The sequence below is a fragment of the Devosia sp. Soil_C_22 genome (assembly GCF_057657195.1).
Genome location: NZ_JBDGIY010000001.1, coordinates 340,413 through 363,184, shown reverse-complemented (window position 1 = coordinate 363,184; position 22,772 = coordinate 340,413). Strand labels below are relative to the sequence as shown.

Annotated in this window: 22 protein-coding genes; 14 read left to right on the top strand and 8 right to left on the bottom strand. The window is 63.8% G+C overall.

Annotated elements, in window-relative coordinates; translation table 11 throughout:
* Window positions 1-4 precede the first annotated feature (4 nt).
* The 3 genes from AC3A6I_RS01670 to melA form a co-directional block, all read right to left on the bottom strand.
* Window positions 5-1,816: a putative bifunctional diguanylate cyclase/phosphodiesterase gene (locus AC3A6I_RS01670; protein ID WP_487541315.1), complete on the bottom strand. Its 1,812-nt coding sequence runs from the start codon at window positions 1,814-1,816 to the stop codon at window positions 5-7.
* 103 nt (window positions 1,817-1,919) lie between these two features.
* Window positions 1,920-2,972, bottom strand: a complete 1,053-nt coding sequence (locus AC3A6I_RS01665; RefSeq protein ID WP_487541313.1) for a D-TA family PLP-dependent enzyme — start codon at window positions 2,970-2,972, stop codon at window positions 1,920-1,922.
* 231 nt (window positions 2,973-3,203) lie between these two features.
* Window positions 3,204-4,658, bottom strand: coding sequence for an alpha-galactosidase (gene melA / locus AC3A6I_RS01660; protein WP_487541311.1), 1,455 nt, complete (start codon window positions 4,656-4,658; stop codon window positions 3,204-3,206).
* 90 nt (window positions 4,659-4,748) lie between these two features.
* Here melA and AC3A6I_RS01655 point away from each other — a divergent pair, with 90 nt between their 5' ends.
* From AC3A6I_RS01655 to AC3A6I_RS01620, 8 genes are all read left to right on the top strand, one after another.
* Complete coding sequence (locus AC3A6I_RS01655) at window positions 4,749-5,606, top strand: helix-turn-helix domain-containing protein (protein WP_487541309.1); 858 nt, start codon at window positions 4,749-4,751, stop codon at window positions 5,604-5,606.
* Between the two features lie 74 nt (window positions 5,607-5,680).
* Window positions 5,681-6,004: an ArsR/SmtB family transcription factor gene (locus AC3A6I_RS01650; protein ID WP_487544966.1), complete on the top strand. Its 324-nt coding sequence runs from the start codon at window positions 5,681-5,683 to the stop codon at window positions 6,002-6,004.
* Window positions 6,001-6,198 carry a hypothetical protein gene (locus AC3A6I_RS01645; RefSeq protein WP_487541307.1) on the top strand — a complete coding sequence of 66 codons (198 nt, stop codon included), beginning with the start codon at window positions 6,001-6,003 and terminating at the stop codon, window positions 6,196-6,198. The genes AC3A6I_RS01650 and AC3A6I_RS01645 overlap by 4 nt, the downstream gene beginning before the upstream one ends.
* Window positions 6,199-6,208: 10 nt before the next feature.
* Window positions 6,209-6,637, top strand: coding sequence for a DUF1801 domain-containing protein (locus AC3A6I_RS01640; protein ID WP_487541305.1), 429 nt, complete (start codon window positions 6,209-6,211; stop codon window positions 6,635-6,637).
* 11 nt (window positions 6,638-6,648) lie between these two features.
* Window positions 6,649-7,023, top strand: coding sequence for a DUF1801 domain-containing protein (locus AC3A6I_RS01635; protein ID WP_487541303.1), 375 nt, complete (start codon window positions 6,649-6,651; stop codon window positions 7,021-7,023).
* A 4-nt stretch (window positions 7,024-7,027) separates the two neighbouring features.
* Window positions 7,028-7,459, top strand: coding sequence for an SRPBCC family protein (locus AC3A6I_RS01630; RefSeq protein ID WP_487541301.1), 432 nt, complete (start codon window positions 7,028-7,030; stop codon window positions 7,457-7,459).
* Window positions 7,460-7,664: 205 nt separating this feature from the next.
* On the top strand, window positions 7,665-8,633 hold the full coding sequence (locus AC3A6I_RS01625; RefSeq protein ID WP_487541299.1) for a glycosyltransferase family 2 protein: 969 nt from the start codon (window positions 7,665-7,667) through the stop codon (window positions 8,631-8,633).
* Window positions 8,634-8,755: 122 nt separating this feature from the next.
* The gene (locus AC3A6I_RS01620; RefSeq protein WP_487541297.1) at window positions 8,756-10,372 is read left to right on the top strand and encodes a hypothetical protein; all 1,617 of its coding nucleotides are present in this window, start codon (window positions 8,756-8,758) and stop codon (window positions 10,370-10,372) included.
* On the opposite strand, the gene AC3A6I_RS01615 is transcribed toward AC3A6I_RS01620, so the two are convergent.
* From AC3A6I_RS01615 to AC3A6I_RS01595, 5 genes are all read right to left on the bottom strand, one after another.
* A complete protein-coding gene (locus AC3A6I_RS01615; RefSeq protein ID WP_487541295.1) occupies window positions 10,359-11,264 on the bottom strand; it encodes a hypothetical protein in 906 nt (301 codons plus the stop codon). The two genes, AC3A6I_RS01620 and AC3A6I_RS01615, sit on opposite strands and share 14 nt — an antisense overlap.
* A complete protein-coding gene (locus tag AC3A6I_RS01610; protein WP_487541294.1) occupies window positions 11,261-11,932 on the bottom strand; it encodes a class I SAM-dependent methyltransferase in 672 nt (223 codons plus the stop codon). Before AC3A6I_RS01610 ends, AC3A6I_RS01615 begins: the two co-directional genes overlap by 4 nt.
* A 59-nt stretch (window positions 11,933-11,991) precedes the next feature.
* Window positions 11,992-13,077 (bottom strand): glycosyltransferase, encoded by a 1,086-nt coding sequence (locus tag AC3A6I_RS01605; protein ID WP_487541292.1) that lies wholly within the window; start codon window positions 13,075-13,077, stop codon window positions 11,992-11,994.
* 54 nt (window positions 13,078-13,131) lie between these two features.
* On the bottom strand, window positions 13,132-14,340 hold the full coding sequence (locus tag AC3A6I_RS01600; RefSeq protein WP_487541290.1) for a glycosyltransferase: 1,209 nt from the start codon (window positions 14,338-14,340) through the stop codon (window positions 13,132-13,134).
* 286 nt (window positions 14,341-14,626) lie between these two features.
* Entirely contained in the window at window positions 14,627-15,673 is a 1,047-nt protein-coding gene (locus tag AC3A6I_RS01595; protein ID WP_487541288.1) for a hypothetical protein, read from the bottom strand.
* Window positions 15,674-15,825: 152 nt separating this feature from the next.
* On the opposite strand from AC3A6I_RS01595, the gene AC3A6I_RS01590 reads away from it, so the two are divergent.
* From AC3A6I_RS01590 to AC3A6I_RS01565, 6 genes are all read left to right on the top strand, one after another.
* Window positions 15,826-17,019 (top strand): glycosyltransferase family 4 protein, encoded by a 1,194-nt coding sequence (locus tag AC3A6I_RS01590; protein ID WP_487541286.1) that lies wholly within the window; start codon window positions 15,826-15,828, stop codon window positions 17,017-17,019.
* Window positions 17,020-17,133: 114 nt separating this feature from the next.
* The gene (locus AC3A6I_RS01585; protein WP_487541284.1) at window positions 17,134-18,603 is read left to right on the top strand and encodes a M81 family metallopeptidase; all 1,470 of its coding nucleotides are present in this window, start codon (window positions 17,134-17,136) and stop codon (window positions 18,601-18,603) included.
* Between the two features lie 42 nt (window positions 18,604-18,645).
* Window positions 18,646-19,311 (top strand): cysteine hydrolase family protein, encoded by a 666-nt coding sequence (locus AC3A6I_RS01580; RefSeq protein ID WP_487544965.1) that lies wholly within the window; start codon window positions 18,646-18,648, stop codon window positions 19,309-19,311.
* A gap of 44 nt (window positions 19,312-19,355) precedes the next feature.
* The gene (gene murB / locus AC3A6I_RS01575) at window positions 19,356-20,342 is read left to right on the top strand and encodes a UDP-N-acetylmuramate dehydrogenase (RefSeq protein WP_487541282.1); all 987 of its coding nucleotides are present in this window, start codon (window positions 19,356-19,358) and stop codon (window positions 20,340-20,342) included.
* A 106-nt stretch (window positions 20,343-20,448) separates the two neighbouring features.
* Entirely contained in the window at window positions 20,449-21,633 is a 1,185-nt protein-coding gene (locus AC3A6I_RS01570; protein ID WP_487541280.1) for an enolase C-terminal domain-like protein, read from the top strand.
* 9 nt (window positions 21,634-21,642) lie between these two features.
* Window positions 21,643-22,662, top strand: coding sequence for an aldo/keto reductase (locus AC3A6I_RS01565; protein WP_487541279.1), 1,020 nt, complete (start codon window positions 21,643-21,645; stop codon window positions 22,660-22,662).
* The last annotated feature ends 110 nt before the right edge of the window (window positions 22,663-22,772 follow it).

Here is a 22,772-nt window from a genome sequence, read left to right as displayed (position 1 = left end):
TGGCTCAGCCGGCGAGCTGGTCGAGCGGGACGTCCGGCATTTCGTCATAGGCGAGGTTGAGCAGACGGCGCACCTGGTCACGCGGGATGGGGCGCGAAACCAGGAACCCCTGCGCTTCGGCATAGCCGGCGGCGTGCACGTGGCGCAGTTGCTCGGCGGTCTCGATGCCCTCAGCCGTGGTCGCCATGTTGAGGCGGCGGCCGATATCGGCGACGGCGGCGACGATGGTGCTGGCGCCATCGGTGTTGGAGAGCGCGCGCACGAAGGTGCCGTCGATCTTGATCTTGTCGAAGGGGAAAGCGAGCAGGTAGCCGAGCGCCGAAAAGCCGGTGCCGAAATCGTCCAGCGCGATACGCACGCCAAGCGCGCGCAGCTGGCGCAAGGTTTCCAGGCTCTCGGCGGAGTTCTCGAGGAACACCGACTCGGTGATCTCGATCTCGACCCGGTTATGGGCGAGGCCCGAGGCGGCCAGCGCCTGGGTTAGCGTGGTGAGGAGGCTCCCGCGCACCAGCTGCACCGAGGAGACGTTGACCGCCACGCGCAGATCGCCGGGCCAGCGCGCCGCCTCGGCGATGGCTTCGCGCAGGACCCAATCGCCGATGGGGACGATCAGCCCGGTATCCTCGGCGATGGGGATGAACTCGGCCGGCGAGATCATGCCGCGCTCGGGATGCTGCCAGCGCAGCAGCGCCTCGAAGCCGGCAAAGGACTCGGTGGCAAGGTTCAGGATGGGCTGGAAATGCAACTCGAGTTCGTCACGCTCGACGGCGCCACGCAGATCGACCTCCAGCCCGCGGCGCTGGGCTTCGGCGCGCCCCATATCCGCATCGTAGAGTCGCAGGCCGCCCCGGCGATCGCGCTTTGCGGCGTAGAGGGCGAGATCGGCGCTGTGCAGCAGTGCATCGACATCCTCGCCGTCTCGACCGGCAAGCGCAATGCCGATGCCCACCGCAATGGTGACGATCTGCCCGTCGAGATCGTACGGCTTCGAGGTTGCGGTCGAGATGCGCCGGGCCAGCGCCTCGGCGGTCTCGGCGATGCCCTGGCGGTGCAGCACCACGAACTCGTCGCCGCCCATGCGGGCCGCAGTGTCGTCGGGGCCGAGACAGTCGGTAAGGCGGGTGGCGAACTGGCGCAGCAACGCGTCGCCGGCAGCGTGACCGAGCATGTCGTTGATCGGCTTGAAGCCATCGAGATCGAGGCAGAGCACGGCAAAGCCGCCACTCGCCACCATGTTCTCGAAGGCATAGCCGATGCGGCGGTAGAACATGGTGCGATTGGGCAGGCCGGTCAGCGCATCGTGATAGGCGAGATGCGCGAGCTCGGCCTGCATATTGTGGAGCTCGGTGACATCCTTGTGGGTCGAGATCCAGCCGCCATCCGCCATTGGCTGGTGAGTCATCGAGATGACCTGCCCCGAGTTCAACCGGTGGATGCCGCCCAGGGTCCGGCCCTCGCCTACCGCACTCAGCCGGTCGGCCAGATAGGCGTCGTTGTCGTCCCCGACATGGGTGTTGCTGGCGATGCGTGCTTCCAGCACTTGGCGAAAGCTGGTGCCGGGCCGGCCGAGTTCGGACGGCAGCCGGTAGACATCCAGGAATTGCTGGTTGCAGGCGACCAGCCGGCCCTGCCGGTCGTAGAGCGATAGCCCGTGGGCGAGATTGTCGAGGATGGCGCGAGTGCGCAGCTCGTTGGCGTCGAGCTTGCCGCGCAGGCTCTCTAGCAGCTTCTGCAGCTCGTCGGAATCGGCAGCAGCGCCGACAGGAATCCCGTTCTCGACGTTGGCTGGGCTCGATCTGCGTGTCGATCTGGCCACCGCAAACCGGCCTTATCCTCGTGGAGATCGGGCCAAGCTAAAGCTCTGGCGTAAAGAGACGGTTAGTCCGCCACAATTGCGCGAACTAACATCGTAGTCGTCGTCAGTCGACGCGGCCGCGTGCAGCCACCGGAACCGTCTCCATGACTTGATCGCCCGAAATCAAGGTGACGGTGTCGAAGAGGTTTGAAACAACGCAGGCATGATTGGGAATGATGCGCAGACGCTCGCCGACGCGCGGCCAGTCCGACGCCACCGGCATCTCGATGACGCCGTGCTCCTCGGAGAGCGCCTTGACCGTCAGCTCGGTGCCCATGACGAGACCGAAGCCTTCCATGCCGAGCAGGTCCGAGGTCAGCGACTTCGAGCCGGCATCGATAACGACGCGGGTCGGGGTGGGCCGGCTGACGACGGTGGCGAGCACGGTGAGCGCGCAATCGTCGAGGCTGGCGGCCTTCTCGCGGACCTGGAAGCGGTCGTAATAAATGTACGTGCCGGGGCGGCGCTCGGTCACCGGGCCGCCGCCGGGCGCCCACATGTCGGGGCTATTGCCGGACGTGACTTTTGGCACCTCGATCCCCGCTTGCTTGAACACGGCAAGCGCATCGTTGATCCAGGCATTGGATTTTTCTACGCCGTGCAGCGGCGGATAGGTCATCAGACCGCCAAAGCGCAGGCCCGGCGACTGCTGAATGTGGCGGGCGAGCGCCAGCGCCTGGGCCGGCGTCTGCACGCCGCAGCGGCCGCCGCCGCTATCGCACTCGATCAGCACGGTCAGCGGCTTGCCTTCGGCGAAGGTCGCGGCATAGCCGGCAACCGTGTCCGGGCTGTCCGCGGTGACGGCGAGCGTCACGCGGTCGTTGACGGCCTTGAGGCGGGCCAGCTTGCGCGCCCCGAGGATGTTGTAGGGCAGGAAGATATCGGTGAGCCCTGCATCGGCCATGACTTCGGCTTCGCCCAGCTTCTGCACGGTGATGCCAACGGCGCCGACTTCGACCTGGCGCTTGGCGAAGCGCGGCAGCTTGTGCGTCTTGGTATGCGGACGCAGCGCATAGCCTTCCTTGTTGGCATGCGCCTGGGCGCGCTGCAGGTTGGCTTCCACCCGATCGATGTCGATGAGGACGGCTGGCGTGTCGATGTCGGCAAAGCTGGTCATGGCGGAATCCCGAAAGGCTGACGCCAATTGGCGCCAGCCTTGATGGGATTGCAAGGGGCGCCGGGCAAGGGCGCTATGCCAGCGGAAGAGATCGGGGACGGATACGGAGACGCCGTTCGCCTCCCTCCCCCTTGCGGGGGACGGAACGAGGGTGGGGGTGGTGCAGTGATCACCGATGGACCCCCGCCCCCAGCCCCTCCCCGCAAGGGGGAGCGGAGCAACCTCTACGGCTCAGTGGTGGGCGCCCTTCATCTCGCGCAGTTCCTCGACCGAGCGGACGGTCTTGCGGGCGGCGCCGGCCCAGTCGCGGGTCTTCACGGTGCCCCTTTCGAGCCGCGCCTTGGCGGCAGGAACGGCGTCGGCATATTGCGGCAGCCACTGGGCCTGGGCGACGACCATCTCGTCGACCATCTGCCAGACCTCGTCGGGCGTGCAGATGGCGCCGACCAGCGGATCGTGCAGCACGGCGAGCTTCAGCAGATCGATGTCGCCCTTGATGGCCGCCTCGACGCTCATGCGCTGCACCGAGATCGACACCGAGCAGGTGGCGGCGCAGGCGAGCGGCAGCTCGATGCCTTCGACCATGTTGATGCCGAAGCGATCGACGAAGCCGGGGCTTTCGATGATCGCGTCGGCCGGCAGGTTCTTGATCACGCCGTTATTGCGCATGTTGAAGTGGCCCCGATAGACGCGGCCGGTCTCGAGCGCCTCGATAATGTGGCTGGCATGCTCGGATGTGCGCTTGTGCTCGCTGAGCGGCTTGGTGGCATCGGCCTTGAACTTGGGGAAATCGGTCTCGAACCAGTTCCGGCGTTCGGTCGAATAGCGCAGGTAGCCGCCGGTCTCGCCGTGGATCCAGTCGCTCATGTCGATCCAGCGGCCGATCTCCTCGGGGCGCTTGCGGTACCAGGGCAGGTACTCGGACAGGTGGCCGTTGCTCTCGGTGGAGTAGACGCCGAAGCGCTTCAGCACGTCGATGCGGACCTTCTCCTGCTGGCTGTAGACCGGGTGCCTCTCGAAGCCGGCGATCAGCTCGTCCTTCTCGATCTTGCGGCCATTGACGCGCAGGTCGATGTACCAGGTCTGGTGGTTGATGCCGGAGCAGACATAGTCGAGCTCGTCGTCGCGAACGCCGAGCACCTGGGCGATCTGGTGGGCGCCGTGCTGCACGCCGTGGCAGAGGCCGACAATGTTCACACCGCCATAGAGATCGGCGGCCCAGGTGTTCATCGCCATCGGGTTGGCATAGTTGAGGAACAGCGCGCCGGGCTCGGCGACCTCGCGGACATCCTTGCAGAAATCGAGGATGACCGGGATGTTGCGCTGGCCATAGAGGATGCCGCCGGCGCAGATGGTGTCGCCCACGCACTGATCGACGCCGTATTTCAGCGGGATGTTCACGTCGGTGGCGAAGGCCTCGAGCCCGCCCACGCGGACGCAGCTCATGATGTAGCGTGCGCCGGTGAGCGCCTCGCGACGGTTGGTGGTCGCGGTGACCTTGGCTGGCAGCTTGTTGACCTCGATAATCGACGAGATGATCTGCGTAATCATGTCGAGGTTGTGCGGGTTGATGTCGGTGAGCGCGAACTCGACGGCGGCGAATTCGGGGACCTTCAGCAGGTCGGACACAAGGGTCTTTGTGAACCCTACCGAGCCCGCGCCGATGATCGCGACTTTGAAAGACATAGACCCTTCCTCCACTGGAATACCGTGGACTTTCCTAGCCGCCCGGCCGGATTAGAGGTAGAGCAAAGTCATGTGGTCCAGGGTAATTTCATGCTGTCCGAGCTGATCGCGCACGGGCACAAAGTGCAAGCGCTGGCGCCCCAGCGCGGCCCGCTCGGCTTCCACGTGATGGCGACCGGCGCGGGATACGAGAAGCGCGTCAACGAGGTCTACAACTGGGAAGGCCTGAAGCGCGGCGACGCGCCGTTCGTCATCCTGCAGCACACGATCGCGGGGCGCGGCGAGCTCGATTTCGCCGGCGCCCGGCACGTGCTGCTACCGGGCCAGACCATGGTGCTGAGCTTCCCCCATGCCAACCGCTACTGGCTCGATCGCGGCCGGACATGGGAGTATTTCTGGATCGGCGTGAACGGGCGCGAGGCGCTGCGGCTGATGCGCTCGGTGATCGACCTGAAGGGGCCGGTGGTGACCCCGACACCCGCCGCCGTCGACCGGATGGCCGGCGCGTGCCTGAAGCTCCTCTCCGCGCCGGCCCTGAGTGGCGAAGTCTCGGCCGCAGCCTATGATGCCCTGATGGCGCTGCATGACGGACTGTTCGGCGATGCGCCGCTGCCCACCCGCGTCTCCACCCCGATCGCACGGGCGATGGAGTATGTGGGCACACACCTGAACGGACCGCTCGGGATCGAACGGCTGGCCTCGGTGGCCGGCCTGAGCCCCGCGCATTTCACCCGGAAATTCAGCGCCGAAGCCGGGACCAGTCCATTTGAGTACGCGCTCGCGGCCCGCATCGAACTGGCCAAGCGCCTGCTGATCGCTACCGACCAGCCGGTGAGCGCGATCGCCGAAGCGACCGGATTTGCCAATGGCAACTACTTCGCCAAGGCCTTTCGGCGGCAAACCGGAAGCTCCCCGAGTCAGTTCCGCACGGACGCGGCCGGCGGGTAATCCCCGCCCCGGTTGACAACCCATAACTGCACGATTATGAATTGCGACCAATAGCTGACGGGTTATTGATCATGTTGCCTGACGCCCACGATGTGCTGTTCCGGTCCCTGGCCGACCCGACCCGGCGAGCCATCTTCGAACGGCTGTGCCGCGAGGGCGAGCAGACGGTGCGGGCGCTGACGGACAAGGCCGGCATCTCGCAGCCGGCGGTGTCCAAGCACCTCGCGGTGCTGAAGCAGGCCGGGCTAGTGAAGGACCGGCACGAAGGGCGGCAGACCCACTACAGCGCGCGGCCGGCGGCCCTGTCGCCGCTGCTCGACTGGACGAGCGAAATGACCGGCTTTTGGGAAGACCGGTTCGACGACCTGGAAGACCTTTTGAAGAGGATGGATCAATGAGCAAGTTCATACGGCAGGCGCATCGCTGGATCGCCATCGCCTTCGTTCTGGTGGTGATCGCCAATTTCGCGGCGCTGGGCGTCGGCTACCAGGCCGAATGGCTATACTACCTGCCGCTGCCGCCCCTCTTTCTGCTGATGTTCTCTGGGCTCTACCTGTTCGCCATGCCCTACATGGCGCGGCGTCGGAGCTGAGGAGGACCTGATGTCGATCACCAGGCTGGAAAATGGCGTCGTGCTGCTTTCGGGCGGCAACCCACAGATCCCCAAGGGCTATGGCGACGGGCCCGTGCAGGCCTATCTCGACGCCATCCCGGTCAAGTGGAAGCAAGACGTGTCGCGGCGCATCGACAAGCTGATCGAAAGGGCCGTGCCGGGCGTGCAGAAGGCCGTGAAATGGAACACGCCGATGTACGGCATGGAGCCGGACCACTACTTCCTCGGCTTCCACATGTTCGACAGATACGTGAAGGTGTCGTTCAACCTCGGCGCCAAGCTCACGCCCATGCCGCCGGGAACATCGAAGCAGGCGAATGTGCGTTACCTCGATATCCGCGAGGACGACACGTTCGACGAGGCGCAGTTCAGCGACTGGGTGAAGCAGGCGAGCCAGTTGCCCGGCGAGAAATTGTGAGGAGTAAGGCCATGAGCACGGAAGCCAGCGCCGCGGCGCAGATCGACAAACGCATCGCCGAACTCGCCGATTGGCGTGGCGAAACGCTGAAGCAGATCCGCGCGCTGATCAAGGCAGCCGACCCGGGCGTGATCGAGGAGTGGAAATGGGACAACCCGGTGTGGTCCCATGACGGGATCATCTGCACCGGCGAAAGCTATAAGGCGGCGGTGAAGACCACCTTCGCCAAGGGCGCATCGCTTGATGACCCGTCCGGGTTGTTCAACTCGAGCCTGGGGGGCGGCACCCGGCGGGCGATCGACTTCCGTAAAGATGAGCCGATCGACGCCGAAGCGTTCAAGACGCTGATCCGCGCCGCAGTGGCTCTCAACACGGCGAAGAAATAGACGCGTGACCGATCGGACCACCGAGTTGCGCACGGCCACGGTCGAGCGCGAAATCCCCTACCCGGCCGAAAAGATCTGGCGTGCGCTGACGCAGCCGCATCTGATCGCCGAATGGCTGCTGCGCAACGATTTCGCGCCGGTCGTCGGCCACCGCTTTACCTTCAACACCGCCTGGGGCGGCGTGATGAAGTGCGAGGTGCTGGAACTCGAGCCCAACCGCTCGCTCAGCTACACCTGGGACTTCGACAATGACGACGCAGCCTATGCGCTCAAGAGCGTCGTCACCTTCACGCTGACGCCGACTGCCAGGGGCACGCAGTTGCGAGTCGAGCAGACCGGCTTCCGGCCCGACCAAAAGCAGGCCTATGGCGGCGCCCGCGCCGGGTGGAAGGAGTTCCTCGGGAAGCTTGAGGGCGTGGTGGCGCGAGGGGATTAGGAAGAGGAACACGCGTCCAGCCGGTCGGGACCGTCAGGGCCGGAATTTGCGAAGGCCGTGTACAAGTTCCACCGCCGCGAGAAATGCCTTGCCACCCGGCGACCGGTTGCTGCTATCCTGACTTGGCTCCCCTGAGTGCATGCATTCCCGGCGCACCTGATGGCGGAACCCACCCATTCATGATGTTCGAGCAGTTCCGTCGCCGATGAAGCTTATCATTCAAATTCCCTGCTTCAACGAGGCCGCGACGCTGCCGGTCGCGTTGGCCGCACTCCCGCGCGCGGTCCCAGGGTTCGACACGGTCGAGTGGCTCGTCATCGACGATGGAAGCAGGGATGGGACAAGCGAAGTCGCAAAGGCTCACGGTGTCGATCACGTGATCCGACACCATCGGAACCGAGGGCTGGCGCAGGCCTTCATGACCGGGCTCGACGCGTGCCTCCGGCGCGGAGCCGATGTCATCGTCAACACCGATGCCGACAACCAATACAACGCCGCCGACATACCGGCGCTGGTCGCTCCGATCTTCGCGAGCAGTGTCGACATGGTAGTCGGCGCGCGGCCGATCACCGAGATCGAGCATTTCTCGCCAGTCAAGAAAATGCTGCAAAAGCTGGGCAGCTGGGTCGTACGGGTGGCGAGCCGTACCGACGTGCCCGACGCGCCGAGCGGCTTTCGCGCGCTGACGCGCGCCTGCGCTCAGCAGATGCTGGTGTTCAACACCTACACTTATACCCTCGAGACCATCATCCAAGCGGGGCAGAAGAACCTCGCCGTCGCCTCGGTACCCGTGCGGGTGAATGGCGACCTCAGACCGTCGCGACTGGTGCGGAGCATTCCCTCCTACCTGTGGCGCTCGATTGGCACGATCATCCGCATCTTCGTCATCTACCGCCCGTTCCGCTTCTTCGGCACTATGGGCATAGTCCTGTTCGGAGCGGGGTTCCTGATCGGGCTGAGGTTCCTGATCCTTTGGCTCATGGGCCAGGGCGAAGGCAACGTCCAGTCGCTGATCCTCGCCGGCCTGTTATTGGGCATGGGCTTCCAGACCGTCCTCATCGCTTTCCTCGCCGACCTCCTCGCCGCCAACCGAAAGTTGCTCGAGGAGATTCGGCTCGAACAAAAATGGAACGTATCTGCGGGGTCGGGACCACGGGGGCGAGACGGCGCATGAAGATCGCGGCGGCTGAGCAGGCCCGGATGTCTTTTTGAGCCGTATACTTCAACGAGATCGACGCGCAGCTTACCAGTACATCGCCTTGAGCGGGCGCGAGATTTGCTTGCACAGGAAACGAATTGCCTTCCTATCGATCAACACTGGCACCGATCATTGTCTTTGCAGTTGTGGTCGGCCTTGTCAGTTTCAGAACCTCGCCGATCGTTTCACCCGACGAAATCGGTCCTATCGCCATTGCGCAGTTTCTGGCCGGTAAGCCTTTCGTCCAAATGGGGGCGGCACCATTTTATTCCTCATTGGCAGGCGTTCTCTACGCACCGATCATTGGCCTGGTTGAAGATCCTTGGTTGGCATATCGAGGTATGATGCTGCTCAACGCCGGTATATTGGCACTGTGCGTTCCGCTGCTCATATCTATTGCCAGAGAGGTTACGGGCAGAGATCACTGGATATTCCCAGTAGCGGCCGCGATTGTAGTCCTTTGGCCGTCACACACCGTCCCGGCCGGATACACTTGGCCGGAAGCGCTGTTCAGAACGTTGTTCTTGCTTGGCATCCTGGCAGGTCTTCGTACGGCGGCGACCGGTCGGCTGGGTTGGGCCATGGCCCTTGCGATATCGGCCGTGCTTCTCTACGAGACGCACCCACGTGCGCTCTTGATCATTCCATTGACATTTGTCTTTCTGGGTACGCTCTGTTTCGCCAAATTACTTTCGAAGAAGGACGCGGCGATATCGACAACCCTGCTCGTGAGCCTTCTCGTTGGCGCTGGCGCATTAGACAATGTTCTCATTGATACAGTATGGGAAGGCGGGGCGGCTACGGGACGAGGATACCTCTTCACCGCCGTGCAAGCCGCACTGACCCAGCCCATGCGTGGGCTACTCGCCCTGGACGTATTGATAGGGCAGACGTGGTATCAGATCTCGTCATCACTTGGCCTGGTAGTCATTGGCATCTGGTTTTTGCTGAAGACCGGATATCTCACGCGAGACAAGCGACAGCGCCTAGGGATCGCCTTTGCTCTGTTGTCAGTCGGCGGCGTGTTCGCCGCGTCCGTCGGCCAGATGATTGGAGCTAACCGTCTGGATCACGTTCTATATGGACGCTATGCGGATGGCGCGACCATGCTGCTTTTTTGGTTTGGCATGGTCGCCATTATCGTCGGCTTGACCAAGACTGAAAGGGTTTGGATCGCGAGTGCCGTCGCAGTCATGGCGTTGCTAACGGGTTTTGCGTTCCTCCAGTCAGGGCTTCTGGCGGAATTGCAGGCGGCCCATCCAAACAACGTTGCCGGGTTGGCGGCATTCTTCTGGCATCCGAATACAGTGTGGCAGGTTGTGGGACCGAGCGTCGTAATTGCTCTCGCGGCGGCGGCTATCCTCGTGATCGTGAGGGCTCCCTTGGCCCTGGTGACGATGCTGTTTGTGGCAATGACCGCGGAACACATTCTCCTGACACCGAAGCTCATTGCTCAATCGGCCACTGTGGAAAATTTGCTTCGAGCGGACGCCTCCAAGATTGCTACCGGAAAAGCGACATTCTGGACGCCAGCGGATCGAAACGTCCTTTGGCTGTATCAGCTACAATTCGTCGCTGGACGCCCGTTTGAAACGTTAACGCCAGGTAGTCCAATTCCTCCGGATGGTGTGCTGGTTACCAACGCGCCATACGTTGCGCCGTCCGTGTGCGAAATGCTCGTGCGCCGAGAGTTGCGGCTAGTCAGCCCCTGCTAGCCAGTTGTCTGACCAGGCCAGCCCCCACCAGGAAGCCAAGTATATCCACCAGTACGGCACTCAGCCTAAGCGCTAGCGATATCGCGGCAGCTTGGTCAGGTGCGAAGACGGGGGCAAGCAGCAGCATCGAAACCGCTTCACGAACGCCGATGCCGGCCGGTGAACCAGGTGTAAGGTAGCCGGCCAGGAACGATGCCGATGCGATACCGATGCAAAGTGGCAGTCCAATTGTTTGCTCTGGAAACAGAATGCTTGCCGCGACCCACATAGCCGCGCCGTTCAGCCCAAAGTTGATAACGTTGATGATCGCAACAGCCGGAAATCGCGACCACGACGCCGGCATGTCTGCTGCAGTTTTCATGGCAATCGAACGGATGCGCGGGCTTGTCCAGAATGCCAGCAGCGCTGCAACTGCCAGACATGTCACGACGAGCGGCAGCCAGATCGGCATATGGCGCAACGCAGGGAGAAGCCATTGCGACATGAAGATAAGCGACATCGTACCGCCGACTAAGAGCAGCACGAGCATCTCGAGCACTATCGCCTTGGTGGACGCCCCCACCGGCACGTCATGCGATTTGAGCATCGCTGCCCGGCCGATGAAGTGGCCGACATTTCCGGGCAGGTATTTGGCGATCTGCGTCGTCAAGAATATCGAGACGACCAAGCGAAAGGCACGGCCAGGCGCGAATACCGAGAGCAGCAAATACCAACCGATCGAACCCAAAAATAGGGAGGTCGCGATGGCTGTCGCTGCCGCCGCAAGGGCAGCGAGGAACCGAGGCTCGACGGCCAGATCATAGACGTTCGAGCCCGGACGTAGCAGCACGTAAAAGACGTAGAGGATACCGGCGATCGATAGAATCGCGCCCAGGTACTTGACGAACCTCACGCCGGTTTTCGCCCGGTGAATACGAGGGTCGGCACGATAGCTCGAGCGGCGCTGAGCACGCTGATCGGAACGATAGAGCCGATCTTGACTATCGCAGATTGTTCCGTGCGACGAACCAGGCGGATCGCGTCCATCGTTCGATCCATAGCTGAGAACCCAGCCTCCTCGAGCATTTTTGCGGTCTGGGAACGAGACAGCGGACGGCAATCGTACCACGTCGCCCCGCGCGCCAGTTTGACGTAGCTATCGGCCATTGATTGCGGCAGCCAACTGAGCAACGGAAGCCTGAAATGAGCTTCGAACAGCCGCCATTTGTTGGGAACCGCGAAGTAGAGCGTGCCACCCGGCTTGAGGCACCTGTAGATTTCGGACAGGTGGTGCCTTTGTTCGGTCAAGGCACCGACGTGTTCAATCACATGATTGGTAATAATGAAATCGAAATTGTCATCCGGAAACGGCAGATGTGTATCGCCTACTCGCTTAAAAAGATAGGTGCCAAACACTTGGCGTTCGTCATTGACGTCGACTGCAAATGTACCGTCTGCGCCAAATCCTAGCCGTGAAAAATAGTCCGCGATAAACCCGGATCCCGTTCCAACTTCGAGCATTCGCATGTTCCGAGCGGGGTTCTCCATCCCGGCAAGAACGGCGATCTTACGAGCTTTCACTGATCGGCTCTCAGAATCGAGGATGGCATGAGAGCGGGGAGAATCGCGCATGAGTCGTGCTAGACCTTCGTTATTTGGGCGGCAAGGCCTGCCCAGGTCAGTTGCCGGTTGACATTCTCTATCGCGGCAGGATCGAACCAATCGGAAATTGTCATCGCCGTTTCTAGCGCGGATGCAAGCGCACCCACCTCGCCTGGCACCACCAGGCGTCCGGAGCCGGGACGAACAAAGTCCGAAAGACCTCCTACGTCACTGGCAATCACCGGCTTGCCATAACGGAACGCAAGCGAAGCAACTGCGCTTCCGGATGCCGAACGGTACGGAAGTACAACTGCGTCTGACCGTGCGAAGTAATTTGCCGCCTGCTGGTCCGACAGATAGGTGTTCAACACCTCTACTTGGCCCGAGATACCACCTTCGTCGATGAGCTGGTGATAAATCTCGGCACCGTTCCAAGCCTCGCCGGCTATGGTCAGGTGGAAGTCTCTACCCTTTAGCGAGGCCAGCGCACGAAGGAGAATGTCGAGTCCCTTGTACGGCCTGATCAAGCCAAAGAACAAGAACTCGGTGCCCGCGCGACGCGGTAGCGTCGTGTCGGGGTCAGGGAAGACGCCATACGCGGGGATCGGATGCATTCGAACATCTGCGGCGGGTAACTTATCCTGCAGCAACTTGCGATGCGCACTGGAATGCACAATGAACTCGCGATACCGGCGAAATACGGCGTCCCGAACCCGTCCTTTCCATCCTGACGTCTCATGATCATCGACATTGTGGCAAATCATCACAATACGCGCGCCGAGCTGGTTGGCTAGTCGCCGAGCCCAGATGGAGATAGGCGCCCAATAGACATGCCACCACTGAACGACAATCATGTCTGGACGAAACTGCTCGATGCGCCGCCCAACAGAAGGCCACGAAAGCGGATTTGCCGCGTCGATCAGATACTCGACTTGGGGAATATGTCGATATGGTCCCGGCTCCTTGTCACTGCCACCAGGATACATGAACGAGGGGTATTGCCGAGTGTAGGATACCGTCAAGACCTCATCAGTCTTAGAGAGCGCTTCATGTAGCTGCTCGGTATACTGAGCAATTCCGCCTCGGTATGGCCGAACGGGGCCGATCAGGACAATTCTAGCCATTAGAACCTTCGGGAAGAGCCTTCAGTCGGGCACCTCGAGCGAGAGCCTGCAGCCTCACGTCCCCGTCCGACGCGTTGCGACCGTGCTCACCGACGCCACCGGGCGGGTTGCGGGGCGCGTGGGCTCGTATCGCCGGCCCGTACTTGCATGTCGCTCTGTAGCGAGCTGGCGGTAAAGTTCGGCGTAGGCCTCGCCCATCGCCTCGGCGGTGAAGAGCTGGTCGTAGCGGCGGCGGGCGGCGGTGCCCATGTGGGCGGCGCGCGCCGGATCGCGCCACAGGGCCTGCATCGCGTCGGCAAGGGCGCCCGCGTCGGCGGGGGGAACGACATAGCCGGTGACGCCGTGCTGGTTGACGAAGCTCGTGCCGGTGCCGAGCTCGCAGCAGATCATGGGCAGGCCGGACGCCGCCGCCTCCACCAGCGCCACGCCGAAGGCCTCGGAACGCAGATGCGAGGGGAAAACGAAGCCGGTCGCAAGGCGGAGGACGATGGCCTTGTCACGATCGCTGATCTGGCCGAGCAGCTTGACGTTGCCAAGGCCGCGCGCCGCCACCTCGGCGGCGAGACCCGCCTGCTCCTCGCCGGTACCGACAATGACCACCGGCAATTGGGTGCGCGCCGCCGCGTCGAGCAGATAGCGCAGGCCCTTGTAGTAGCGCAGCGCGCCGACGAAGACGAAATAGCGCTCGCCCAGCCGGCGGCGCCAGGCGGCGACCGCCTCGGCCGGCATGATCGTGCGGGCGATGTCGCGGGCGCCGAGCGGAATTACCGAGAGCTTGGTGCTGTAGTCCTTCAGGACCGGGCTGGTCGCCACGTAGTTCGGCGACGTCGCGACCACCGCGTCGACATCGTCGAGGAAGCGGCGCATCAGCGGCTGATACATGGCCCGGAGCAGGCGCTGGCGCACGATATCGGAGTGATAGGTGACCAGCGTGGGTTTTTTCACCCGGGCCATGAAGTGCACGGCATCGGCGACGGGCCATGGGAAATGGTAGTGGATGACATCGGCGCGCTCGGCCATCTCGCGGAAGATCCGCGGCGCCGACCACGAGAAGCCGGTGGACGCGAGCTCGAAATCGAGCCTCGCCTTGCGGGCAAGGTGACCATCAATGACGACAGTGTTGCGCTCCGGCTCACGGCTCAGCGACAACACCTCGGTCTGGATGCCGAGCGAGGCCGTCACCTTGGCCAGATCGCCTATGACCGTCTGCGTGCCACCGAAACTGTCCGGCGCATAGCTCTTGAAGAAATGTAGGACGCGCATCTACCCCGCCGGCTCTGCTGACCGGAAGTTTTGAACATTGCCTGCAGCCCGCGCCCTGGCCATCGGCTCGATTTTCTCCCGACGTGCACTTCCAAGTGGAAATGCACGATCCCCGCTAAGTAGAACTCGTGACACAATTCGGCCCGCAGTTCCATAGAGCAGCGAAGGCCAGATCACCTGTGGCGTTGCTTCGCTCTGCAAAGGATGCAGCAAGGCCACAGCCGGAGCACGTAGGCGGCGTCATTTCGAAAGACTTGGGTTTGGAAGGTTAGCGCGGGCCAGCCGCTCATTCGAGCCGATGATGGGCGTTGCCGGCTCCAAGTACCGCGCCCCAGACGACGCCGAGGCTGTGGCAGAAGCCGATCCAGCGTATGCGCGCGGCCGTGCCGACGGGCAGTTCGGCGCGGCGCGGGTGCCGACGCAGCAGGGCGGCAATATGAGCCATACGGTCGCCGTTCACTGAGCGAATCAATTCGCTCACCGCGCGGCGCGGGGCCAAGTGATGGCGGCGCAGGGCGCTGCCGGTGACGATACCGTTATCGATAGAGCGCAAGGTCGCCCCCCACCAGGTAACGGGCTGGTCGTGATCGACGAGCAACGTGTTGAACACCGGCCCCGTCCGCCCAAGGAACTCGGTTTCGAAGCGGTGGACGGGCAGGGCGCGCCCGCCCACCAGGTCGCGGCGGAACATGAGGCTGGTGACGGTGCCCGTCAGCATCCGCGACGCGCTCGGTGCCCAGTGATAGGCGAAGTTGAACAGGAAGCTGGCCCAGGACCACGGGGAGGTCGAGCGATCGTTGCTGACGACGCCGGTAAATACCAGTTGGTCGTCAGGCGCGTTGCGGATGGCGGCGAGGGCAGCGTCGACCCAGCCGGAGCAGACCGTCGCATGGTCCTCGATGAGCGCGATCCAGCCGGCCTCGTGCGCCAGGGTTGGAATCCGGGCGCGGATCTCGAAGACACTGGCGCCGGGGAGGACGATCAGTTCGGTGTGCTCGGCATCGAGGCGCACGCCCTCATCCTCGCCGCAGATCACGGTCAGCAGCGTGCGCGGCCTCAGTTGTGGCAGGAGTGCGTCGATGCCCGGCCGGCATTTGGAGAGGCCCTCGGAACTGACCAGCATGATCTGCAGTTCCAGATCCCGGCAGGCAACCGGCCATAGGCGTACCGCTTCAACCACCTCGGCGTCGCTCGCGACCGCCTCGCGGTAGCGGTTGCGGAACTCGGGCAGGTCGGTGAGCCGAATCGGATCGAGAGAGGTGAGCTGCTCGGCCGCAGTGGGAGCGCGGCCCATAAGCCGCGCAAACAGCGCGGCTCCGTCTGGATCAGTCATGCTTGCCCCCTGCGGCTCCGGACATTGTGTTGGCCGGTGCAATGGCCAAATGCTAGCATGCCGGTGCACTGGGGCGCATGGACGAGTTGATGGTTGGCAGACTGCGCACGCTATGGCGGCGGCTTCCGGTTCCACATGCGATCAGGGCGCGCATGCATGGCGTTTACGGCAGCCTTCTCGACAAGCTGACCCAGTTCCTGCGCACCGCGCCGGCGGCGCCCGGCAGGATCGAGCGGGGCCCGGTGATCGTTTCCGGCTTTTTCTCCGACGTCACCGGCATCGGCCGGGCCGGACGGCTGACGGTGGACAAGCTCGGCGAATGGGATGTGCCGCTGATCACGCACGACATCCGTCTCGACCCCGGAGCACGAGCGCTGCGCGAAGTGGAGCCCGGCGGAGTGTGGGTGTGCCACTGCAACCCACCGCAGGTGCTGGAAATGCTGGCTCACGGAGCCGACCAGGTGTGGGCGGGGCGCTATCGCATCGGATACTGGGCCTATGAGCTCGAAATCCTGCCCAGCGACTGGCAGCCGACCATCGCCTATTTTCACGAGATCTGGGCGCCGAGTGCCTTCGTGGCGGACGCCATACGCCGCTCGCCATACGCCAGGGGAGTGACCATACGCGTAGTGCCACATCCCCTGCCCCACCTGAGCGGAATCTCGTCCGACCGGACGATGACAGGCTTTGCCGATCGCTTCGTCTTTCTTACCATGTTCGATATGCGCTCGAGCTTTGGCCGCAAGAACCCGATGGGCACGCTGCAGGCGTTCCAGGGGGCGTTCGCCCGTGACGATGCCAGGGTAGCTCTGGTGATCAAGGTGGTGGCGGCCGATGCGGAGCCGGCAGCACTCAGGGCTATCCGACAGCGGGCGAGCGGCTGGCCGAATGTACGGATCATGACCGAACATGTCGGGGATGCCGAGGCGGTGCAGTTGATCGCCTCAGCCGATTGCCTCGTGACGCTGCATCGTTCAGAGGGGTTCGGGCTCACCATTGCCGAGGCCATGGAGGTGGGAACACCCGTGATCGCGACCGACTGGTCGGGCAATGTCGATTTCGCGCGCGGCGGCGTGATCGGGGTGCCCTATACGCTGGTGCCTACAGAGGATACTTCGGGACGCTATGCGCAGAAGGGTGCGCGCTGGGCCGAGCCTGACCTCGAGGCGGCGGCCGAAGCGATGCGGCGCATTCGCGGCGATGCCAAGCTGCAGGCGGAGCTGGCCGCCTCGGCGCGCCGGCTGGTGCGGGAACGCCTGGACGTACCGCTGCCGAGCACGCCGTATGAGCGTTATATCGCGCGTCCGGCCGTGGCGGTGGGAAGTGAGCGGGTCAGCGCACGGTAACCGGTCGCGGCCGGGGCGACATATTTCGCTTGAACAGGCGCTCGCAGCGAACTTATCAGTCTGATCGCAATCCGGTTCTGCTCGCCCAAACCTATCCCTGGAACGGCCTCGCCCATGCGCGTCTTTACTGCGTCGCTCGCTACCGAAACCAATACGTTCTCGCCGGTGCCGACCGATATGGCCTCGTTCAAGAACACCTTCTACGCCGGGCCGGGCGACCATCCGGAAACGCCGACGCTCTGCTCGTCGCCGGTCGTCGTGCTGCGCCAGCGCGGCAAGGCGGAAGGTTTCACGGTGATCGAGGGGACCTCGGCCTGGGCGGAGCCGGGCGGGCTGATCCGCAAGGACGTGTACGAGACGCTGCGCGACGAGATCCTGGGGCAGTTGGAGGCGGCGCTACCGGTCGATGGCGTGGTGTTGGGCCTGCATGGTGCGATGGTCGCCAATGGCTATGACGACCCGGAGGGGGATCTGCTGGCTCGCGTGCGAGAGATGGTTGGACCGGACGTGGTGATCGCCGCCGAGCTCGATCCGCACAGCCACCTGACGCCGAAGCGCGTCGAGGCCTCGAATATCCTCGCGAGCTTCCTCGAGTTCCCGCACACCGATTTCTACGAGCGCGGCGAGCACGTCGTGGATCTCGCGTTACGCGCCGTGCGCGGCGAAATCAGGCCGGTGATCTCGACCTTCGATTGCGAAATGATCGGGGTCTATCCGACCAGCCAGGAGCCGATGCGTTCGTTCGTCGACAGGATGATGGCGCTGCAGGGCAAGGATGACATCCTCTCGGTGTCGTTCATCCACGGCTTCATGGCCGGCGACGTGCCAGAAATGGGCTCACGCGTGATGGTGGTGACCGACAACGCGCCCGAAAAAGGCGCAGCGCTGGCTGAGAAGCTAGGACGCGAGCTGCAGGCAATGCGCGGCAGGACGGCGATGCCCATGGCGAGCATCGAGGAGACGCTCAGGCATGTTGCGGCGGCTGGGCCGGGAGACCGGCCGTTCGTCGTTGCCGATGTTTGGGACAATCCGGGCGGTGGGGTCGCCGGCGACAATACCGTGGCGCTGCGGGCAATCATCGCGGCGGGCGTCGACAAGGTCGGGGTCGCGACCATCTGGGACCCGCAGGCGGCGGCGTTCTGCCTCGCGGCGGGCGAAGGTGCGGTGATGGACCTGCGCTTCGGCGGCAAGGCGGGCAACACTTCCGGCAAACCGATCGACGCGCGCGTGGAAGTGCTCAGGACGACCGAAGCCGGCTGGCAGTCGTTCGGAAAAAGCCAGGTGCCGCTGGGCGTGGCGGCAGTGGTTCGCATCGTCGGCACGGAGATCGATGTAATCCTCAACACCAACCGCACGCAGACGTTCGAGCCCGACATCTTCACCAATCTCGGCGTCGATTTTTCGAGCAAGACCCTGCTGCTGGTCAAGTCGACCAACCACTTCTTCGCCGGGTTCAAGCCGATCGCGCGCGAGGTGCTGTATGCCCGCGTCGCAGGACCTTACCCCGACGATCCGCGGGTCACCAAGTACCGCAAGATGACGCGGCCGATCTGGCCTCGCGTCGATGTGTTCGCCAACCGTTGAGAGACGTCGCGGAACCGTAGCGTGGCGGCGCCATTGATGGGGATGCTGCAATCCTCCACCACATCGGGCAATACGCCCGGCCCGGTCGATAAGAACGGCCTCGCTTTCGGCCCGCTCGGCGAGAGCTGGGTACATTTGTGCATCGACATGCAGCGTATGTTCGCCGAACCAACAGATTGGCAGACACCATGGCTGCCGATCGTGCTGCCCAAGGTGATCCAGCTGGTCGAGCTGGCGCCGGAGCGGACGCTGTTCACCAGGTTCGTGCCGCCGATGAGCGCGGCCGAAGCGCCGGGAGCGTGGCAGCGGTACTACGAGCGTTGGCCGAACATGACGCTCGAGCGGCTCGACCTGGACCTGCTCGAACTGGTGCCCGAACTGACACGGCACGTACCGCCGGCGCGGCTGTTCGACAAGCCGGTCTATAGCCCCTGGGTCGATGGACGGCTGCACCGGCTGCTACGCGCGTTAGGCGTCGATACGGTGGTGATCTCCGGCGCGGAGACGGAAGTCTGCGTGCTGGCCGCGGTCATCGGGGCGATGGACCTTGGCTATCGCGTGATCATCGCCACAGACGCGGTGTGCTCATCGGCGGACCAGACGCATGACGCCGCGCTCGAGGTCTATCACAACCGCTTCGGCATGCAGGTCGAGGTGGTCACAGTCGCGCAGTTGATCGACGCCAAGCTCGACGGGATGCTCGGCTGACGCAGGTGTTGCGCGCCGCGTGATACGCCTGCTACTCCGGCGGCATGAAGCTCACCTCCGATTTCGACCTGACCGCGCGCAATACGCTGGGCTTGCCCTCACAGGCGCAACTGGGCGGGCTCGTCGGTTCTGCCGAACAACTCGAGGATCTCGCGGCGCAGGCCCGGCTCGCCGGCCTGCCGCTGCGCATCATCGGCGGCGGCAGCAACCTGGTGCTGCGCGACCGGCTCGATGCCGTGGTCGGAGTGATGACGAGCAAGGGCCGCGAGGTAGTCGAGCGCAACAGTGAACACGTACTGGTACGAGCGGCGGCGGGCGAGGACTGGGCCGAGTTCGTCGCCTGGACCCTGGCGGAGGGGCTGTGGGGGCTCGAAAACCTCGCCAGCATTCCGGGCACGGTCGGCGCGGCGCCCGTGCAGAATATCGGGGCCTACGGGATCGAGCTGGCCGATCGGTTTCACTCGCTCACGGCGTTCGACACGGCGAGCCGGATGCGCCGCACGTTCACGCGGGACGAGTTGAAGTTCGCCTACCGCAACAGCCTGCTGAAGCAGACCGGCAATCGCTACATCGTGCTGGATGTTACATTCGCGCTACCCGCCGAATGGCGGCCGGTGCTCAGCTACGCCGGGCTCGACACGCTGCCAGCCGATGTCGATGCGCCAACCATACATGCGCGCGTCGCTGCGATCCGGGCAGAGAAACTTCCGGACTGGCGCAGGATCGGCAATGCCGGCTCGTTCTTCCACAACCCGGTGGTGCCGGTGGAGGTGGCACAGCGCATCGCGGGCGGGCCGCGCTACCCGCAGCCGGGTGGTGCGATCAAGCTGTCGGCCGCCTGGCTGATCGATGCCTGTGGGCTCAAGGGCGTTCGCGAGGGCGGCGCGGGCATCTACGACAAGCATGCGCTGATCATCGTCAACCACGGCGGGGCGACCTATCGCGACGTGTCGACGCTGGCTGACAGGGTGAAGCGGACCGTGCTCGACAGATTCGGCGTCGGGTTGATGCAGGAACCGATCGAGTTCTAGCCGGCCGAACCGAGATGCCAGGTGTTCCACGTATTTCACTCTAAAGTTGCATCGCCTCAACGCGGCACGCGTAGCTAAGTGCTGGCGCAGCGGAGGAGTGGGCAGCTTGAAGATCAAATCCATCGAAGCCTTTGCCATCGCCAATCCGGTCGCGGGCGGCACCTACGAGGCGGCCCAGCAGCAGGACACGGTACGCCGCCCTCCCTGGACCAAAGATGCCGAGGTGGCCAACCCGATGTCGCGCTACCCGCGCTACAAGGCATTGCGGGCGAGCTGGCTTTCCAACTTTCCCACCGTCGGCGTGCTGGTGACGGCCGATGACGGCTCGTGGGGTTTCGGCACGACCGGTTTCGGCCAGCCGACGATCAGCCTGATCAACGACCATATCGGACCGCTGCTGGTGGGCGAGGGCGCGCTGGGCACCGAAAAGCTCTACGACATGATGATGCGCATCGCCTCGCCCTACTCGGCGTCGGGTCTTGCCTCCTATGCGATCAGCGGTGTCGACCTCGCTCTGTGGGACCTGAAGGGTCGCGTGTTGAAGCTGCCGGTCTACGAGCTGGCGGGCGGCGCGGCGCGCGACAGGCAGTTCTGCTACGCCACGGGCAACGATACCGATTGGCACATGGAACTGGGCTTCAAGGCGACCAAGCTCGCCTGCCCTTATGGCACGGCCGACGGGCTCGAGGCGCTGGACAAGAACGAGGCCTTTGTCGGCAGGGCGCGCGAACTGATCGGGCCGCATGTCGAGCTGATGCTCGATTGCTGGATGGCGTTCGATGTAGAATTCGCGGTGCGGCTGGCGCATCGGCTGAAGCCCTTCAACCTCAAGTGGATCGAGGACTGCCTGATCCCTGAGGACCACACATCGCACAAGGCGCTGCGCGAGCGGCTGCCGTGGATGACGCTGGCCACCGGCGAGCATTGGTATACGCCCTACACCTTCTTCGAGGCGGCCAAGGATCGCGTGGCCGACATCTTCCAGCCCGATATCCACTGGGTCGGCGGCTTCACGGCGGTGCAGAAGATCGCTGCCATCGCCGATGCGGCGGGGCTCGAGGTGATCTGCCATGCGGGCATGAATACACCCTATGGTCAGCACTTCACCTTCTCGTCGACCAATACGCGCTGGGGCGAGTATTTCGTCGGCGCGGCCCCCGGCCAGCCGCTCGAACAGGCCAGCGGCTATCCGGGCATGGCGGTGCCCAAGGACGGTTATGTCGTGGTCAGCGACGAGCCCGGCTTCGGCCACGGCCTCGACCTCAAGGCCATCGAAAAAATGGCACTCTAGGACAAAATCATGCAGATCGATCTTGCGCATACCCGTCAGGTTGGCGGCACCAGCTTTTCCGTTCCGGCCTTCGGCTTCGGGGCCGCGCATCTGGGCGGCATGTACCACCGTGTGTCAGGCGAGGTGGCCCATGACACGCTGACGGCAGCCTGGGACCAGGGCGTGCGCTTCTTCGACACGGCGCCCTACTACGGGCGCGGGCTGAGCGAGCACCGGGTCGGCAGCTTTCTGATCGACAAGCCGCGCGAGGAATTCATCCTCACGACCAAGGTCGGACGCTATTTCCGACGGCCGGGCAACCCGCGCAGCTTCGACCGCACTCCCTGGGGCGGCGGGCTGAATATGGAGATCGTCTGGGACTATTCCTATGACGGCATCATGCGTTCCTATGAGCAGAGCCTGCTGCGGCTCGGGCTCGATACGGTCGACGCGCTGTTGATCCACGACCCTGAGCAGTCGCTCAACGAAGGGGGGCCCAGCATCGACGATCTCGCCCGTTCCGGCATCAAGGCGCTCGAGGAACTGAAGCGTTCTGGGCACATAAAAGCGGTCGGCATGGGGCTCAACGCGACTGCCTCGCTCGACACCTTCGCGCGGCGGGTGCCGCTCGATTTCTGCATCGTCGCGATGCCTTACACGCTGCTCGACCAGTCGGGCCTGCATTCCGGCCTGCGCTACTGCACCGAGAACAACATCTCGGTGATCATCGGGGCACCCTATGCTTCGGGGATTCTGGTCACCGGGCCAGGGCCGACGGCGCGCTATCGCTACCAGATCGCGCCCGAGGACATCCAGGAAAAGACCCGACGAATCTCGGAAGTGTGCAAGCGGCACAGCACCTCGCTGCCGGCGGCGGCGCTGCAGTTTCCGCTGGCGCATCCAGCCGTCGTGGCCGTGATCCCGGGCGGGGCCCGACCCGAGGAAGTCGTGTCCAATATCGGCTATCTCAACGAGGCGATCCCGGCCGCCCTGTGGGCGGAACTACGTAGCGAGGGGCTGATCGACGCCGGGGCTCCGACGCCGAAGTAGGCGACCGACACGACTTTAGCCGAACTTGAAATCATGCCGACCGCTGTCGCAGGGTGCGCGTCTTGTCGATGCGACACACGACCTATGGCGGCCGAGGGGCCGCGCAACCC